This window comes from Andreprevotia chitinilytica DSM 18519 (assembly GCF_000711875.1).
Taxonomy (GTDB): domain Bacteria; phylum Pseudomonadota; class Gammaproteobacteria; order Burkholderiales; family Chitinibacteraceae; genus Andreprevotia; species Andreprevotia chitinilytica.
Window position 1 is genome coordinate 47,929 of sequence record NZ_JONM01000023.1, and the last position, 16,150, is coordinate 64,078.

Sequence of the window (16,150 nt, forward strand, 5' to 3'; positions counted from 1 at the left end):
AATTCAAGAACTCTGCGCAGTATTGCACCCGGATCGCGCCCCCGAAACCCACACCAGTCCCGACATCCGATCAGAACAGCGAGGCTTGTTGCACCTCGCGGCCGGTCACTTGTGCGTCCACGGTATCGTCGGCAAAGCGCACGCGGATCGCATCGCCACGCTTGAGCTGCGCCGCCGCTTGCACCAGCTCGCCATCAGGGCGTTCGACCAACGCGTAACCCCGCGCCAGCACCGCCTCCGGGTTTAGCGCGGTCAGTCGGGCCGACAACAACGCCAGCTGTTGGGCACGTAACGAGGTGGTGCGCTGGATCGCGCCTTCAAGCCGTTCTGCCTGCCGGGTGAGCTTTTGCCGCTCCAAACGCAAATCCGGCGCAGCATGCGCCAATCGCAGATTGAAGCGAGCCAACTGTTCGCGATGGCTGTTCAGCTGCGTGTGCATCGCTCGTTGCAAACGCGATCCGGCCAGCTGCAGCAGCTCTCGCCGCCGCGCCAACGCTTCGCCGGGATGGCGCAAGCGGCGGGCGAGGCCGTCGAGCTTGAGCATTCGCCCTTCCAGCTCGCGCCGCAGGGCGCGGGCCATGCGTGCTTGCAGCAAGGACAGGCGTTGCAATAACTCGGCGCGATTCGGGCTGACCAGCTCGGCCGCAGCGGTTGGCGTGGCGGCACGCACGTCCGCCACGAAGTCCGCAATCGTTACATCGGTTTCATGACCAACACCGCTCACCACCGGGATCGGGCTGGCGGCAATCGCCCGCGCCACGACTTCTTCATTGAATGACCACAGGTCTTCGATACTGCCGCCGCCCCGGCAAACCAGCAGCACGTCGACTTCATTGCGCTCACCTGCGGTGCGGATGGCGGTAGCGATTTCGTCGGCTGCCGCGGCCCCTTGCACGGCGCATGGATACAACACCACTGGCAAACCTGGCATACGCCGACGCAAGGTCGTCAGTACATCGCGCAAAGCAGCTGCTTTGGGTGAGGTGACGATGCCGACTGCACGCGGAAATGAGGGGATCGACCGCTTCCGTTCCGCATCGAATAGCCCTTCGGTAGCGAGTTTTTTCTTTAGCTTTTCGAAAGCCTCGAACAAGGCGCCAAGTCCGGCCGGGCGCATGGCTTCGATGGTGAGTTGGAAGTCGCCACGCGCTTCATAGAGCGATATGACCGCACGGACTTCGACCTGCGCACCTTCACGCGGCTGGAAGTCGAGTAAGGCAGCGCGGTGCCGGAACATCACGCACCGCACCTGTGCATTCGCGTCTTTCAGACTGAAATAGCAGTGGCCGGAGTCATAGCGCTTGAAGTTGGAAATCTCGCCGGCGACCCAGAGGATGGGGAAGGAACCCTCCAGCAAATCACGCACCTGGCGGTTGAGTTCGCTCACCGTAACGGAGCGGTTTGTAGGGGTTGACAAATGGTCGGGCATCGTAAGTTTCAGTGTTTTAATCCACAAAATGGCGTTGTCATTAGGCTTGCCGGGCAATTCACATCTTGTAGTTCACAAAATATTTTTAACTCTATGATTTTTATATGTTTAATAAAAAGATCAAATTCGAGGCAGCTTGTCTCAATGCCTGATCACGCATTGATTTACCATGTGATCAGCATGCTTGTTCACAAACTTATCCACAGATTGTGTGGGTAATGGCAAAAAACCCAGTGCCGACGCGGGTTTACGCCTAAACAGGGCTGTAACCCGACTCCAAACTGATGTTGTAGTACCGTTTGTCAAGGCTTGACACCTGTCGGAAGAGCGAGCAAACCGGGATCACAAACCTTTTCCGGGCACGGCAATCCGGCTACAGTTACGCCGTTTTCATATTCATACCCACCGCAAGGATTTCTCCATGCTTGGAATCATCGAAGCCGCAGGCTGGCCGATCTGGCTGATTATCGTCGCTTCCGTCACCGCCGTGACGATCATCATCGAACGGCTGCTCACGCTGCGCAAAGGCTTGGTGCTACCGGAAGGCCTGCTGGCCCGTGCGGTGCAGGAATACCGCGGCCACGGCGTCACGCCGGAAATGCTCTCCAAGCTCGCCGCCACCAGCCCGCTGGGCCGCGTGCTCGCCGCCGGGCTGAAGAATGTTAAAAGCTCGCGCGAGATCATGAAGGAATCGATCGAGGAAACCGGCAGCGCGGTCGCCCATGAGCTGGAGCGTTATCTGTCGGCGCTGGGCACCATCTCCACCATCACGCCGCTGTTGGGCCTGTTGGGCACCGTGATCGGCATGATCGAAATCTTCGGCGCGCAATCGCCAACCGGTGGCAATAACCCGGCCGTGCTGGCGCATGGCATTTCGGTGGCCCTCTATAACACCGCCTTCGGCATCATGGTGGCCGTACCGGCACTGTTGTTCTACCGCTACTTCCGCACCAGGGTGGATGGTTTCATCGTCGAGATGGAACAGCAGGCGGTGAAGCTGGTGGAAGTCGTCCACGGCGACCGGCACTAAGCGAGCAGAGCGATGAATTTCCGCCAACGCCGCCCCCGCGAAGAACCCGAGATCAACTTTGTGCCGTTGATCGACGTGCTGCTGGTGATCCTGATTTTCCTGATGGCGACCACCACGTATTCCCGGTTCGCCGAACTCAAGATCAACCTGCCGACCGCCGAAGCCGAGAAAACCGTCGCGACGCCGAAAACCATCCAGATCGCGATTTCGGCCAGCGGCCAGTACAGCATCAACGAACAACTGGTGACCTTCGGCAGCCCGGATGATTTCGCCGTACAGTTGCGCCGTGCCGCTGGCACCGAACAGGACCCGATGATTGTCATCAATGCCGACGGTCAGGCCAGCCACCAGAGCGTAGTCAACGTGATGGAGGCTGCACGGCTTGCTGGTTATGCCAAGCTGACATTTGCCACGCAAACCACCGGCGGCAAGTAAGCACCACTAACAAACCCTGCTGGCGTTGTTGTGCTCGCTTACGACTAGGTACTGTCTGCGCTTCGCACGCCTAGCCAGCACCGCTACGCAGGGTTTTGTTTATGGCGCTAGGCCGCCACAACACAAACGGGGCTACGGCCCCGTTTTTCATTTTTAGCGCCATGTCCCGAATCGAACAGAGCTGGTACGCCCCCTCCTCCGCCCTCACCCTGTTGCTGACGCCGCTCGCATGGTTATTCGGCTGGCTGGCGGCATTGCGGCGCCTGCTGTTCCGCTATGGCATCAGCCGTACCGAAACACTGCCCGTACCGGTCATCGTCATCGGCAATCTCACGGCCGGCGGCACCGGCAAAACCCCGCTCACCGCCTGGATTGCGCAAGCGTTGGCTCAACACGACTGGCGACCGGGCATCGTTTCGCGTGGTTATGGCGGGCAAGCGGGCACCCCCATCCCCGTCCATCCGGACGGCGACCCGGCGATCACGGGCGACGAGCCCTTGCTGCTCGCCCGCACGGCCGGTGTGCCCGTCTTCATCTGCCGCGACCGGGCGGCTGCGGGGCACGCTTTGCTCGCAGCCCATCCCGACGTGAATGTGATCCTCTGCGACGACGGGCTACAGCATTACCGGCTCGGGCGTGAGATCGAACTGTGCGTCGTCGATGGCGCACGCGGTTTCGGGAACTGCAAGCTGCTGCCAGCCGGGCCATTGCGCGAACCAGTCTCACGCCTGCAGTCGGTCAATGCGGTGATCGTCAATGGCACGGGCGATCTGCCTGACCATCCCGCAGTGTTTCGCATGGCGCTTGCACCCAGCCGTTTCTACCGGCTCGGTGCGCCGGAACAAACCCGCAACGCCGCTGATTTTGCCAACGCGCCGCTCAGCGCCGTCTGCGGCATCGGCAATCCACAGCGCTTCTTCAATACGCTAAGCGAACTTGGTTTGACGTTCGCAGCACACCCTTTCCCCGACCATCACGCATTCAGCGCCACCGACCTACCAGCCGGCACGCTGCTGGTTACCGAGAAAGACGCCGTCAAATTGGCGGCGCTGCCGGATTTGGCGGCTGCGGATGCTAGAATCTGGGTCTTGCCCGTCACCGCCACGCTGCAGCCGGACCTCGCCGCGTGGCTCGTAGAGAAGCTGAAAAATGGATGCAAAATTGCTTGAAATCCTTGTCTGCCCGGTCTGCAAAGGTCCGCTGGTCCTCGACAAGGCCCGCCAGGAACTGATCTGCCGTGGCGACCGCCTCGCCTATGCCATCAAGGACGGTATCCCGGTCATGCTCGAATCGGAAGCACGCGAGCTTGATCCGACCGAAGAAGTAAAGGGCTGAGCCAGCTGTGGCGACATCCTTTACCGCCATCATCCCGGCCCGGCTCAAATCGACCCGGTTGCCGGACAAGCCACTGGCCGATATCGGTGGCAAGCCCATGGTCGTACGCGTGGTCGAACAGGCACAGCAATCACACGCCACACGCGTGGTCGTAGCCTGTGATGATGCCCGCATCCATGAGGCCGTCGTTGCCGCTGGCCACACCTGCTTGCTGACCCGCGCCGATCATCCATCTGGCACTGATCGGCTGGCTGAAGCAGTCGACCTGCTTGGACTGGATGACGACGCCATCATCGTCAACGTACAAGGCGATGAACCGCTGATCGCCCCGGCACTGATCGATGCCGTCGCTGCGCAACTGGCCGCCGATGCCAACCTGCCGATGGCCACCGCCGCCCACCCGATTCACGATGCCGCCGAGTTCTTCAACCCGAACGTGGTCAAAGTGGTGCTGGATGCGCGCAATCGGGCGCTGTATTTCAGCCGCGCGCCGATGCCCTGGGCGCGCGATGCGTTTGCGCGCCCGAACATCAATCAGGCCGCACGCGATGCGTTTGCAGAAAACAAGACCCATCTGCCGGAACAACTGGGTGCACTGCGCCATATCGGCATCTATGCTTACCGCGCCGGTTTTTTACGCACCTACCGCAATCTAGCAACCTCGCCGATTGAAACGATCGAGGCGCTGGAGCAACTGCGCGTGCTGTGGCATGGTTATGCGATTGGCGTACATGTTGCAGCGCAACCACCCGCCGCCGGAGTCGATACGCCAGAAGATCTGGCGCGCGTACGGGCGATTTTCGCCACCCGCGAACACTAATAAATTTTTTACAAAACCAGGGGAAGTAAACCGATGAGATTGATTCTTCTTGGCGCGCCAGGCGCAGGCAAGGGCACGCAAGCCAACTACATCAAAGAAAAATTTGGCATTCCGCAGATTTCCACCGGCGACATGCTGCGTGCAGCCGTCAAGGCTGGCACCCCGCTCGGCGTGGAAGCCAAAGCGATCATGGATGCCGGCGGCCTCGTGCGTGACGACATCATCATCGGTCTGGTCAAGGAACGCATCGCGCAACCGGATGCCGCCAACGGTTTCCTGTTCGACGGTTTCCCCCGCACCACCGTGCAAGCCGACGCCATGCGCGAAGCCGGCGTGGATATCGACTACGTGGTCGAAATCGACGTGCCGGACGAAGCCATCGTCGACCGCATGGCCGGCCGCCGCGTGCACGTGGCCTCGGGCCGTACTTACCACGTGAAGTACAACCCACCGAAGGTCGCAGGCAAGGATGACGAAACCGGTGAAGACCTGATCCAGCGCGACGACGACAAGGAAGAAACCGTCAAGAAACGCCTGTCTGTGTATCACGAGCAGACCGAAGTGCTGGTGAGCTACTACGGCAAGCTCGCCGCATCGGGCGATGCCAAGGCACCGAAGTACGTGAAGGTGAACGGCGTGGGTGATATGGATGCGATCCGCGACGCTATTTTCGGGGCGCTGAAGGCCTGATCTGGCTGCGTTGACGCCTTAGCTGCCACAAAAAATGCCCCACTCGTCGCAGAGCGGGGCATTTTTTCGTCCGTCGCACTAATGCAGGCTTCTCATGCAGCCTTGCGCAGCGGTGTGCTGGTTTCATCCTTGAACATCTTGGCCAGCTGGATTCGCAGCTCGGGTGAATCGCTATAACCGTGCGACTTCACCGCGTGTGCGATCGCGGCCTCCAGTAGTTCTTCCTTGCTGTCTGCAGTGATGGCGACCGAACAGGTGCTGCCCGGCATGTCTCTGCAGTCGATCGATTTGCGGCTCATGATTGACTCCTTGCTGCTGGAACGTCTTTCACCCCCGAAAATTCTGTAATGGGCATCCTCGTTTTATAGCACTGCCCCTGCGGCCCCTTAAGCGACATCACCGCAATCCAACCGCCGATCAGGGCGGGCTGATGGCAGGCAAGTTCGCCCTCAATCAGCCCATGCCCCAAACAGCGCAGTTGGCGATAAATCCCCTCTAGCCCACCTGCGCGAAGGGGTAGACAATACCGGCTCGCGTAAACACCGCCGGCTATCAGTCCATGCCCACCCAACTCTCAGTCAACCTCAACAAGATCGCTCTCATCCGCAATTCGCGCGGGCGGGATTTCCCCAGCGTCGTCCATTTCGCCCATCTGGCGCTGAACGCTGGCGCGCATGGCATCACGATTCACCCCCGGCCGGACCAGCGCCATGCGCGCTATGCGGACGTTGCCGCACTGAAAGCCGTCGTCGATGCCCGGCCCGGCACCGAACTCAATGTGGAAGGCTATCCGGATCGGCAATTTCTGGATGTAGTGCTGGCGGCACGGCCGCAGCAATGCACGCTGGTGCCGGATGAACCCGGCCAGCTCACCTCCGACCACGGCTGGAACATCCTGCGCGATACGGAAAAGCTCAAACCCATCGTGGCCGAGCTGAAAGCCGCTGGCATTCGCGTGAGCCTGTTTGTCGATGCCGACCCGACCCAAATCGCCGCGGCACCCGCCACCGGTTGTGATCGCGTCGAACTCTATACCGAGCAATACGCGCACGATCACGAGCATGGCGACTTCGCGGTCACCTTCGCGCGTTATGCCGAAGCCGCCGTGATCGCCACCGACCTCGGCCTGGGCGTCAATGCCGGCCACGACCTGAATCTCGACAATCTGGCCGACTTCCTCGTCATTCCAGACATCCTCGAAGTATCGATTGGCCACGCGCTGACGGTCGAAGCATTGCAGCATGGCTTCGAGGCAACGATTCAGCGCTACGTCTCCATCCTGAACAACGCCGGCTAAACCCATGAACATCTGGGTCGATGCCGACGCCTGCCCCAAGGTCATACGGGACATCCTGTTCCGCGCAGCCGAGCGGGCGCAGATCAACCTGGTGCTGGTCGCCAACCAGCTGCTCTCTGTGCCAGCCTCGCCGCATATCCGTGCGCTGCAGGTGCCGCGGGGTTTTGATGTTGCCGACAATGAGATCGCCGGCCGGGCCGAGGCAGGCGATCTGGTCATCACCGCCGATATCCCGCTGGCTTCAGACGTGATCGCCAAGGGTGCGCACGTGATCGACTTTCGCGGTGAGACACTGACAGTGGAAAACATCCGTGAACGGCTGACGATGCGCGACTTCATGGATACCTTACGTGCCAGCGGTGTCCAGACCGGCGGACCAGCGGCACTCTCGGCGGCGGATCGCCAGCGCTTTGCCCGCCAGCTCGATACCTTCATCGCCCGTGCCAAGGCTGGCCGCTAAGCTGAGCGGCAGAAGATTGGCGGCAATACACTGCGTGGCATGCTTACAACAGCCATCAAATTCATTCTTACAAATTATTTGTTTGGCATGAACCACTGGCTATAGTGTCATCAGGGCGAAGCGCAAGACGCCCTGGGAGAACACCAATGAGCACCCCAGCCCCCAAGCACAACGAGTTACTCGCCTTTCCTCGCCGTTGCCCGCAGTGCAGCCGCCATTTCGGTAATTTCGCGGCCTATTTGAATAACACAACCCCCGTTGCCAACGCGACGCCGTCCAACCGTGATGACGGCGTGGTGGAAGCACATCGCCTTTGCAGCTGCGGCATGCAACTGACCGCCTGTTTTGCCGAGCGCCGCCGCGACAGCAATCCGTCATTGCGCGCTCAGTTCGACGATGTGCTGACTGCCTTGGCCGAATTGGGCATGCCGCCGGCCGATGTGCGCGTTGAACTACGACAGATCGTGAATGGCGAGCCGGATCAGATTTTGCGGCGCATCTATCGCACGGCAGCGTGACCTTCCGTAGGGCGGGTTAGCAGCTTGCTGCGTAACCCGCCCTACGAAAATCCTCTCGAATCAACGCTCGAACCACGCCCCATCCGGCAGCTGGGTAAACACCTTGCGCAGGCCGCGCCCCCATGATTTGCGGATCTGGTTGAAATACGGGTCGGTTTCAGTCACGCGATAAGGCTTGGGCGGCACGAAGGCATCGCGTTTACAGGTCAGCGTGTCGATCGGCAGGCCGACGGAGAGATTGCTGCGGATGGTCGAATCGAACGAGATCAGCGTGCATTTCAGCGCTTCATTCAGTGGCGTCGAGAACTGCACCACCCGGTCGAGAATCGGTTTGCCGTACTTGGATTCGCCGATCTGGAAATACGGCGTTTCAACGCTCGACTCGATGAAATTGCCCTGCGGATAGATGTTGAACAAGCGGGGTTGCTCGCCCTTGATCTGGCCACCTAGCAGGAAGGAAGCACCATAATCGATGCCCTGCGTCGTGCCCTGTTCGCTCACATCACGGGCAATCACCTCACGCACGGTATCGCCAATCAGCAGTGCGGCATCATACAGCGACGACACACCACGCAGACCGATGCCGTCATGGGCCCAACGCTGGCGCAGCAGGCTGACCACGCTCTGGGTGGTGGCGAGATTGCCAGCAGTCAGGAGTACCAGTTGCCGCTCGCCGGCCACTTCGAACAAATGCATCTTCGAGAAGGTGGAAATGTGATCGACCCCGGCATTGGTGCGGGAATCGGATGCGAACAACAAGCCCTGCTCAAGGGCCATGGCAACACAGTAAGTCATGAATGAATCCAGCTTGGCGACAATGCCGTTATTGTAGTCCTGACGGGCTCATTGGTCCGTCGCGTGCATCACCAACGCCTTCGATTCAAGTCGTTCCGCCCCGCCCCCCTGCCGCAAGCCACGCACCGGGCTGGCTTCCAGATAGTCGAGCCCGATCGCCAAGCGCACGTAGCGCTCGTCCGGGCAGCAGCCGTTGCTCACATCAAACCCGTACCAGCCATCCTCGATCCACGCCTCGCCCCAGGCATGGCTGGCGACGTGCTCGTCGTGATCGGTTAACAGGTAGCCGCTCACGTAGCGCGCCGGCACCCCCAGCGTGCGGCAGGCGGCCAGAAACACGTGGGCGTGATCCTGGCATACGCCGGCTGCCAGCTGGAATGCCGCGGCAGCTGGCGTCTCCGTCTGTGTCACGCCCGGCGAATAGGGCATGCGATCGAGCAGGTCTTCCATCAAATCCAGCAGCGCCGCCCGGCCGCGTTGTGTGACCAGTTGGCGATAGCCTTCGGCGAAATCACGTAGCGCCGCATCGCATTCAGTCAATGGCGTATCGCGCAGAAAGCACAAGGGCGGCAGTTTGTCGCGCGGGCGGGCTTCGACATAGCGCGTCTCCACCGTGCCTTCTGCGACGATGCGAATTTCCTGGTTCCAGGCCTCGAGCTTCAGCAGATGCTGCGGGTTGTCGTAGGTATCGAACCCGGCAGTCAACCGCCCCGGCGCGCTGATCTGCCAGTCGATGACCGTCTGCCCCACACCGGCCCGTGGCGTCAGCCGCAACAGCTGCATGCTGCGCGCCAACGGCTCGTCGTAGTGGTAGACGGTTTCATGGTGGATCGAGAGGCGCATCAAGCCGCTTCCAGATACGCGTGATAAATCGTCTCGCCCAAAGCGTTGATATCGAGCAGCCACTGCCCGAGGTAGTCATGCAAGCCGGCCTCGAGAATCTCGTCGACGCGGGCGAATTTCAGGTCGTTGAGCAAGGCATTGGCCTGACGCTGTGCCAAGCGGCCGTTCTCGCCCTCGATCTGCCCCAGAATCTTGCAAATGGCATCCAGACTGGCACGCAAGGAGCGCGGTAGGCGGGGCGACAGCAGCAGCAGCTCGGTGGCGGACTGGACGGAGACGGTATCGCGGTAGACCTCCAGATGCGCTTCATAGGCCGACAGCGCCTTGAGCAGCGCATTCCACGCGTAGTAGTCATGCGCGCCACTGGCATCGCCTTCGGCACGCGCGTCGTCCATCAGGCTGGCTTTCACATCCAGCAGGCGGGCGGTGTTGTCAGCGCGCTCCACGAAGGTGCCAAGCCGGATGAAACTATACGCATCGCCACGCAAGACGGTGCCATAGGCCACGCCACGGAACAGGTGCGAGCGCTCCTTCACCCAGTCGAAGAAATCGCCGACTTCACCGCCAGCGACGGATTCAAATTCCCGTGCCTGCAGCCAGGTGGCGTTGATGTTCTCCCACATCTCCGCCGTGATCTTGCCGCGCACCGCATGGGCGTTCTCGCGCGCGCGGCGCAGGCAGCCGACGATGCTGGCCGGGTTGTCCCGATCGAGCGCCATGAAGGCGAACAGGTTTTCGGCGCTGATCTCGCTGTAGCGTTCCTGGTATTCATCCAACGTTTCGGTAATGACCAGCGGCGCCTGCATTTCAGCACGTGCGCCTTTGGATTGCGGCAGTAGCGAGAGGCTGAAGCTCACGTCCAGCAAGCGGGCGAGGTTTTCGGCGCGCTCGAGGTAGCGGCTCATCCAGTAGAGGTGGTCGGCGGTTCGGCTGAGCATCATATTCAGGGTTCCTGTTGTGTTTCTATTTTCAGTTTCAGCGCCTACGGCGCAACTTACAGCATTACAGCGGGAATCCGTCCCGCGGCCGGGGAAGGGACTTTGTCTCGCCAAAGCCCCCACCACCCCAAAGGCGACCCTGCGCCTTACGGCCCTCCGGGCTTCCCTCAGTCGGTCGCGAGCCTAGGGTCTCGCTCCACGCCCTCGGCGCTTAGCGCGAAGGGAGGAAAAGCGCGCAGTACAACCCGCGTAGTTACGAACAGCAGTCGCTGCTTTTGTACGATAAGCCACGTACAACGATGATCTATCCCCTCGCCCACTTGTGGGAGAGGGTTAGGGTGAGGGTCGGGAGAAGGATGATGTCCTTGCCAGCACCCTCACCCCCGGCCCCTCTCCCGTAAACGGGCGAGGGGAGCAAAACACCAGCATCGCGATAAGAAACCACGCTATTTCAAGTTACGTCACGCTCTCCTTCAAGGAGAGGGTCGGGGAGTAGATGGTCTGCCCCTCCCTTGCATCAGCGCCGAGCAACAAAGGTTGGCGCGGGGGCTTCTGGGATCAAGTTGTCTGAGGGCCTTGGCCCGAGTTCCCGATTCCCGCCCGCGACAACCTTTGTTGATCGGGAACCCTGAGCTTACGAAGGGCGTTGATGAGGGTCGCCTTTGGAGTGGAGAGGGCTTTGGCGAGGCAAAGTCCTTTCCCCGTCCGCGCGGCGGAACGCGCAGTAAAGCCTTTACCCGCGCCGCAGGCGCTTAATCCCCAAACGTTGAAAGAACAAATCACGCCTCCAACACCCAGGCATCCTTCGTCCCCCCACCCTGCGACGAATTCACCACCAACGACCCACGCTTGAGCGCCACCCGCGCCAATCCGCCCGGCACGATGCGCGTGGTCTTGCCGGATAACACGAACGGCCGCAAGTCGATATGGCGCGGCGCAATGCCCTCTTCCACAAAAGTCGGGCAGGTCGACAGCGCCAGCGTCGGCTGGGCGATGTAATTCGATGGATCGGCCTTGATCCGCTCGCGGAATTCGTCGATCTCGGCGCGGCTGGCTTTCGGGCCGATCAGCATGCCGTAACCGCCCGCACCGTGAACCTCCTTGACCACCAGCTCATCCAAATTCGCCAGCACGTGCGACAACTCATCCGGTCGGCGGCATTGCCAGGTCGGCACGTTCTTGAGCAGCGGCTCTTCGCTCAGATAGAAGCGGATCATGTCCGGCACGTAGGGGTAGATCGATTTGTCGTCCGCCACACCCGTGCCAATCGCATTGGCAAGGATCACATTGCCGGCGCGATAGGCCGACAGCAGCCCCGGCACGCCCAGCGCCGAATCCGGGCGGAAGGCGAGCGGATCGAGGAAAGCGTCGTCGAGGCGGCGGTAGATCACGTCCACCTGCTTCGCCCCGGCAGTGGTGCGCATGTAAACGTGCTCGTTCTCGACGAACAGATCGCGGCCTTCCACCAGCTCCACGCCCATTTGCTGCGCAAGGAAGGCATGCTCGAAATAAGCGCTGTTGTAGTGGCCGGGCGTCATCACCACCACGGTCGGCTGATCGACGTCGCTGGCGTGGCGCAGTGTGTCGTGCAGCAGGTTCGGGTAATGGTCGACCGGCGCGATGGCGTGATGGGCGAACAGCTCAGGGAAGAGCCGCATCATCATCTTGCGGTTCTCCAGCATGTAGCTCACGCCGGACGGCACGCGCAGGTTGTCTTCCAGCACGTAGCAATCGCCGTCGCCGTGGCGGATCACGTCCACGCCGGCAATATGGGCGTAGATGTTATGCGGCAGGTCGAGGCCCTGCATGGCCGGCTGGTATTGGTTGTTCACCAGCACTTGCTCGGCGGGAATCAGGCCGGCCTTGAGGATGTGCTGCTCGTGGTAGATGTCATGCAGGAAGGCATTGAGCGCGGCCACGCGTTGCTTGAGGCCGATTTCGAGCTGGGTCCACTCGGTGGCCGGAATGATGCGCGGGATGGCATCGAAAGGAATCAGGCGTTCGGCGCCGCTGTCGTCGCCGTAGACGGCAAACGTGATGCCAACGCGATGGAACAGCAGTTCGGCTTCGCGCCGCCGTTGCGCCAGCATGGCCGGCGTCTGGGTGTTGAGCCAATCCGAAAACGCGTTGTAATGCGGGCGCACCGAATAATCGGCAGCGAGCATTTCGTCGAAGAAGTCGGGCGCTGGTGGTTCGATCTGGTGCATGGTGGGCCCTCCGCTTGAGATTCTCATTTATCCTCGCAAGCCGCGTGCCAGCTTGCTGCACCCCGCAATCAGACTGGCTTCCGTCTCGAAAGGGGGCGGTCAACGGCCAGCATAGTGCACGTTCTGTGTGCATGCTCGACGGTGCATGCCCTAGCCAAGTGCAACCACTTGTCACTATCCCCTAGCGGAAATTCCGAATAGCTGCGGCTGCTGCAGTGCGCCAAATTGACAGAGGTCCTGAACAACATCGGCCAGACCCGGTCATGGTGTTCCGCGGAGCGTGTTCTTCGGGCATCAGCCGATGCACCCTCTGCGTTGTGCAAGCGAGTCTGCCATCGAACCCGCTCCGCCATAAGCGCCCGCAATTTCCCCAACCGTTTCAAGCGAGGATGGCTTATGCCAAAGAATGCGCTTTATGCCCAATCCGGCGGCGTTACCCCAGTCATCAATGCCTCGGCCTTTGGCGTCATCAGCGCCGCACGCCGCCACCCGGAGCAGATCGGCACCATGTTTGCCGCCGAAAACGGCGTGCTCGGCGTGCTGGATGAGCGACTGATCGATACCGGCCGGATTCCCGATGCCCAGCTGGCCTTGCTCAAGGCCACGCCCGGCGGTGCATTCGGTTCGTGCCGGCACAAGCTGCGCCACGGCACCGAATTGAAGCGCCTGTTCGAAGTCTTCGCCGCGCACGACATCGGTTATCTGTTCTACAACGGCGGCGGTGATTCGGCCGATACCTGCCTGAAAATCGCCGAATACGCGCAGTACCAAGGCATCGACCTGACCGCCATCCTTGTTCCCAAGACCATCGATAACGATTTGCCGCTGACCGATTGCTCGCCGGGCTTCGGTTCCGTCGCCAAGTACGTCGCCACCTCGATCCGCGAAGCCGGGCTCGATCTGGCGTCGATGGCGGCCAGCTCCACCAAGGTGTTCATTCTGGAAGTGATGGGTCGTGAAAGCGGCTGGATTACCGCCGCAGCCGGCCTTGCCACCCACGACGACGCCACCGCGCCGCACCTGATCCTGGCGCCGGAAGTGCCGTTCGAGCCGGGCCGCTTCCTGCGTGCGGTGAAGGACACCATCGCGCGCGTTGGTTACTGCGCCATCGTCGCCTCCGAAGGGCTGCGCGATACGCATGGCGTGTTCCTGTCTGAAACCGCCAGCACCGACCCCTTCGGCCATACCCAGCTCGGCGGTGTGGCGCCGATCCTCGCCAATCTGATCAAGGCGGAGCTGGGCCACAAATGCCACTGGGCCGTGGCCGACTACTTGCAGCGCTCGGCACGCCATCTGGCCTCCGCGACCGATCTCACCCAGGCGGTCGCGGTTGGCGAAGCCGCCGTGGCTTATGCGCTCAGCGGCGTGAAGAGCGTGATGCCCGCCATCATCCGCGAGGACAACGAGCCTTACCGCTGGCGGCTGGAACCGGTGCCGCTGGTCGAAGTCGCCCATCACGACAAGCCGCTGCCGCTGGAATACCTGACCAGCGATGGCTTCCACCTCTCGCCCGCCGGCCGCGAATATTTCGCCCCACTGATTCAGGGTGAAGCGCCACCGCCGTACGTGGATGGCCTGCCAGCCTATCCGCGCTGGCAATTTGAACTGGTAGAACCGAAGCTGACGCGATTTAATGCCGACTAAATCCGGCTGACGACACCCGCCAAGTCCGCGCCCCAAGGGATATCTCTTGGGGCGTTGCGCGTTTTGCAGCTACGTTGACACCAGTTGCCCTGCCGGGCCGGGATCGTTCACCGGGTTTTGCACCGTCCCCACTCCGTACAGAAACCTTGCCCATGTTGCCCATGCTGCTCGAAATCTTTTCCACCATCCTCGCCACGCTGACCGCGCTGCTGCCGATCTGCAACCCGCTGTTCGCCGTGTCGGTGCTGCCGGGGCTGACTGCCAACCTGTCTGCCGACGAGCGCGCCCGGCAGGTCAAACGTGCCTGTTATTACATGGCCGCCATCCTGATCACCTTCCTGCTGGCCGGGGCGCTGATCATGGATTTCTTCAGCATCTCGATTCCCGGTCTGCGCATCGCCGGCGGGCTGGTCGTCGCCTACATCGGCTTCACCATGCTGTTCCCCAGCGACACCGGCAGCCTGCCCGATGCCGCGCAGGAAGAAGCGGCTCACAAACGCGACATTTCGTTCACGCCGCTGGCGATGCCGTCGCTTTCCGGGCCTGGTTCGATCGCCGTGGTGATTTCGCTGTCGTCCGGCGTGCATGGCCACACCAATGGACTGCCAGTGCTGCTGGGCTATCTGTCGGTAAGCATTGGCATCGTCATCACCGCCTGGATCGCCTGGCTGACCTTGCGGGCATCGACGAGGCTGTACCGCTTTCTGGGCGAAAACGGCATCAATGCGATCTCCCGCATCATGGGGTTCCTGTTGATCTGCGTCGGCGTGCAGTTCCTGATCAATGGGGTAGGCGATCTGCTGCACGATCCGGCGTATATGCCTAAGTCCACGGGTCAGGTGGAACATCCGGTGGCTTAGGAAACATCGCAAAAACCGAAAATCTTGAAAACGAACCTGTAGACACAGAGAACATGGAGAAAACCTTTGTAGGAGCGAGCTTGCTCGCGATTGCTTCGTTAATTGATACATGGTCATCGCGAGCAAGCTCGCTCCTACAAAAACGCGTTCTTCTCCGTGTTCTCTGTGGTTCAAGACGTGGGTTTTGACGTTAGTCGGTAGGTTGGGCTGAATGAAATGAAGCCCAACATCGCCCCCGTCGTCGTTAAGGTCGCTTGTTGGGCTTCGCTGCGTGTTCAGCCGGGAGACATAGGTAACACTTGTCGGGAGACATGGGTAACACCTTTTATGATCATCGCCTTGCCATTCACAGGAGCAGGCGATGCCTTGGAAGGAGTATTCCACCATGTCCTCACGCCACGAATTCGTCTTGCTGGCCCAAGCCCCTGGCGCCAATGTCCGTGCGCTGTGCCACGCCTTCAACATCAGCCCCAAGACCGGCTACAAATGGCTGGCCCGCTTCGCTGAACACGGCGCCGCCGGGTTACAGGATCGCTCCCGCCGACCCCTGCACTCCCCGGCACGCAGCAGCAGCGCGCTGGAAGCCCTGCTGTTGGCGCTGCATGACGCCTATCCCTGCTGGGGCAGTCGCAAACTGCAAGCCCTGTTGCCCGCTTCATCCCTCAAACCCCATCCCAGCACCATCGATGCCATTCTGCGTCGGCACGGCCGGGCCATTCAGGGCGATGCAATGCAGACGCAGCAAGCCCGCCAGCGCTTCGAGCACGCCGCGCCGAATCTGCTGTGGCAGATGGATTTCAAGGGCCATTTCCCGCTGACTGATTCGCGTGCCGGCCGCTGTCATCCCTT

At 61.1% G+C, this 16,150-nt stretch carries 18 protein-coding genes; 12 read left to right on the forward strand and 6 right to left on the reverse strand.

Annotated features, from left to right (window positions below; genetic code table 11):
- Positions 1–70: 70 nt before the first annotated feature.
- Positions 71–1,429, reverse strand: coding sequence for an exodeoxyribonuclease VII large subunit (xseA, locus tag BR41_RS18470; RefSeq protein ID WP_051711341.1), 1,359 nt, complete (start codon positions 1,427–1,429; stop codon positions 71–73).
- A 421-nt stretch (positions 1,430–1,850) separates the two neighbouring features.
- Here xseA and BR41_RS18475 point away from each other — a divergent pair, with 421 nt between their 5' ends.
- The 6 genes from BR41_RS18475 (at position 1,851) to adk (ending at position 5,739) form a co-directional block, all read left to right on the forward strand.
- A complete protein-coding gene (locus BR41_RS18475) occupies positions 1,851–2,459 on the forward strand; it encodes a MotA/TolQ/ExbB proton channel family protein (RefSeq protein WP_035059961.1) in 609 nt (202 codons plus the stop codon).
- 12 nt (positions 2,460–2,471) lie between these two features.
- Complete coding sequence (locus BR41_RS18480) at positions 2,472–2,894, forward strand: ExbD/TolR family protein (protein WP_035059963.1); 423 nt, start codon at positions 2,472–2,474, stop codon at positions 2,892–2,894.
- A 161-nt stretch (positions 2,895–3,055) separates the two neighbouring features.
- A complete protein-coding gene (lpxK, locus tag BR41_RS18485) occupies positions 3,056–4,063 on the forward strand; it encodes a tetraacyldisaccharide 4'-kinase (protein WP_035059965.1) in 1,008 nt (335 codons plus the stop codon).
- Positions 4,044–4,229, forward strand: coding sequence for a Trm112 family protein (locus tag BR41_RS18490; protein WP_035059966.1), 186 nt, complete (start codon positions 4,044–4,046; stop codon positions 4,227–4,229). Before lpxK ends, BR41_RS18490 begins: the two co-directional genes overlap by 20 nt.
- Before the next feature lie 7 nt (positions 4,230–4,236).
- Positions 4,237–5,049, forward strand: a complete 813-nt coding sequence (kdsB, locus tag BR41_RS18495; RefSeq protein ID WP_035059967.1) for a 3-deoxy-manno-octulosonate cytidylyltransferase — start codon at positions 4,237–4,239, stop codon at positions 5,047–5,049.
- Positions 5,050–5,082: 33 nt separating this feature from the next.
- A complete protein-coding gene (gene adk / locus BR41_RS18500) occupies positions 5,083–5,739 on the forward strand; it encodes an adenylate kinase (RefSeq protein WP_035059969.1) in 657 nt (218 codons plus the stop codon).
- Between the two features lie 92 nt (positions 5,740–5,831).
- On the opposite strand, the gene BR41_RS18505 is transcribed toward adk, so the two are convergent.
- Positions 5,832–6,038: a DUF1059 domain-containing protein gene (locus tag BR41_RS18505; protein ID WP_035059971.1), complete on the reverse strand. Its 207-nt coding sequence runs from the start codon at positions 6,036–6,038 to the stop codon at positions 5,832–5,834.
- Between the two features lie 260 nt (positions 6,039–6,298).
- On the opposite strand from BR41_RS18505, the gene BR41_RS18510 reads away from it, so the two are divergent.
- The 3 genes from BR41_RS18510 (at position 6,299) to BR41_RS18520 (ending at position 8,014) form a co-directional block, all read left to right on the forward strand.
- Entirely contained in the window at positions 6,299–7,036 is a 738-nt protein-coding gene (locus tag BR41_RS18510) for a pyridoxine 5'-phosphate synthase (protein ID WP_035059973.1), read from the forward strand.
- 4 nt (positions 7,037–7,040) lie between these two features.
- On the forward strand, positions 7,041–7,496 hold the full coding sequence (locus BR41_RS18515) for a YaiI/YqxD family protein (RefSeq protein WP_035059975.1): 456 nt from the start codon (positions 7,041–7,043) through the stop codon (positions 7,494–7,496).
- A 146-nt stretch (positions 7,497–7,642) separates the two neighbouring features.
- Positions 7,643–8,014 carry a hypothetical protein gene (locus BR41_RS18520; RefSeq protein WP_035059977.1) on the forward strand — a complete coding sequence of 124 codons (372 nt, stop codon included), beginning with the start codon at positions 7,643–7,645 and terminating at the stop codon, positions 8,012–8,014.
- A gap of 60 nt (positions 8,015–8,074) precedes the next feature.
- Here the strand turns inward: BR41_RS18520 and BR41_RS18525 are convergent, their stop codons facing one another.
- The 4 genes from BR41_RS18525 to BR41_RS18540 all read right to left on the reverse strand — a co-directional run bounded on the left by BR41_RS18525 (position 8,075) and on the right by BR41_RS18540 (position 12,797).
- Positions 8,075–8,809: a proteasome-type protease gene (locus BR41_RS18525; RefSeq protein WP_035059979.1), complete on the reverse strand. Its 735-nt coding sequence runs from the start codon at positions 8,807–8,809 to the stop codon at positions 8,075–8,077.
- A 48-nt stretch (positions 8,810–8,857) separates the two neighbouring features.
- Positions 8,858–9,652, reverse strand: a complete 795-nt coding sequence (locus tag BR41_RS18530; protein ID WP_035059981.1) for a transglutaminase family protein — start codon at positions 9,650–9,652, stop codon at positions 8,858–8,860.
- Positions 9,652–10,593 (reverse strand): alpha-E domain-containing protein, encoded by a 942-nt coding sequence (locus BR41_RS18535; RefSeq protein WP_211251806.1) that lies wholly within the window; start codon positions 10,591–10,593, stop codon positions 9,652–9,654. The genes BR41_RS18530 and BR41_RS18535 overlap by 1 nt, the downstream gene beginning before the upstream one ends.
- A 776-nt stretch (positions 10,594–11,369) precedes the next feature.
- Positions 11,370–12,797 (reverse strand): circularly permuted type 2 ATP-grasp protein, encoded by a 1,428-nt coding sequence (locus tag BR41_RS18540; RefSeq protein ID WP_035059983.1) that lies wholly within the window; start codon positions 12,795–12,797, stop codon positions 11,370–11,372.
- A gap of 396 nt (positions 12,798–13,193) precedes the next feature.
- On the opposite strand from BR41_RS18540, the gene BR41_RS18545 reads away from it, so the two are divergent.
- From BR41_RS18545 to BR41_RS18555, 3 genes are all read left to right on the forward strand, one after another.
- The gene (locus BR41_RS18545; RefSeq protein ID WP_035059985.1) at positions 13,194–14,441 is read left to right on the forward strand and encodes a 6-phosphofructokinase; all 1,248 of its coding nucleotides are present in this window, start codon (positions 13,194–13,196) and stop codon (positions 14,439–14,441) included.
- 152 nt (positions 14,442–14,593) lie between these two features.
- A complete protein-coding gene (locus tag BR41_RS18550; RefSeq protein ID WP_084187399.1) occupies positions 14,594–15,301 on the forward strand; it encodes a MarC family NAAT transporter in 708 nt (235 codons plus the stop codon).
- A 361-nt stretch (positions 15,302–15,662) separates the two neighbouring features.
- Positions 15,663–16,150 (forward strand): helix-turn-helix domain-containing protein (locus BR41_RS18555; protein WP_035060019.1); only part of this gene is annotated, 488 nt, incomplete at its 3' end.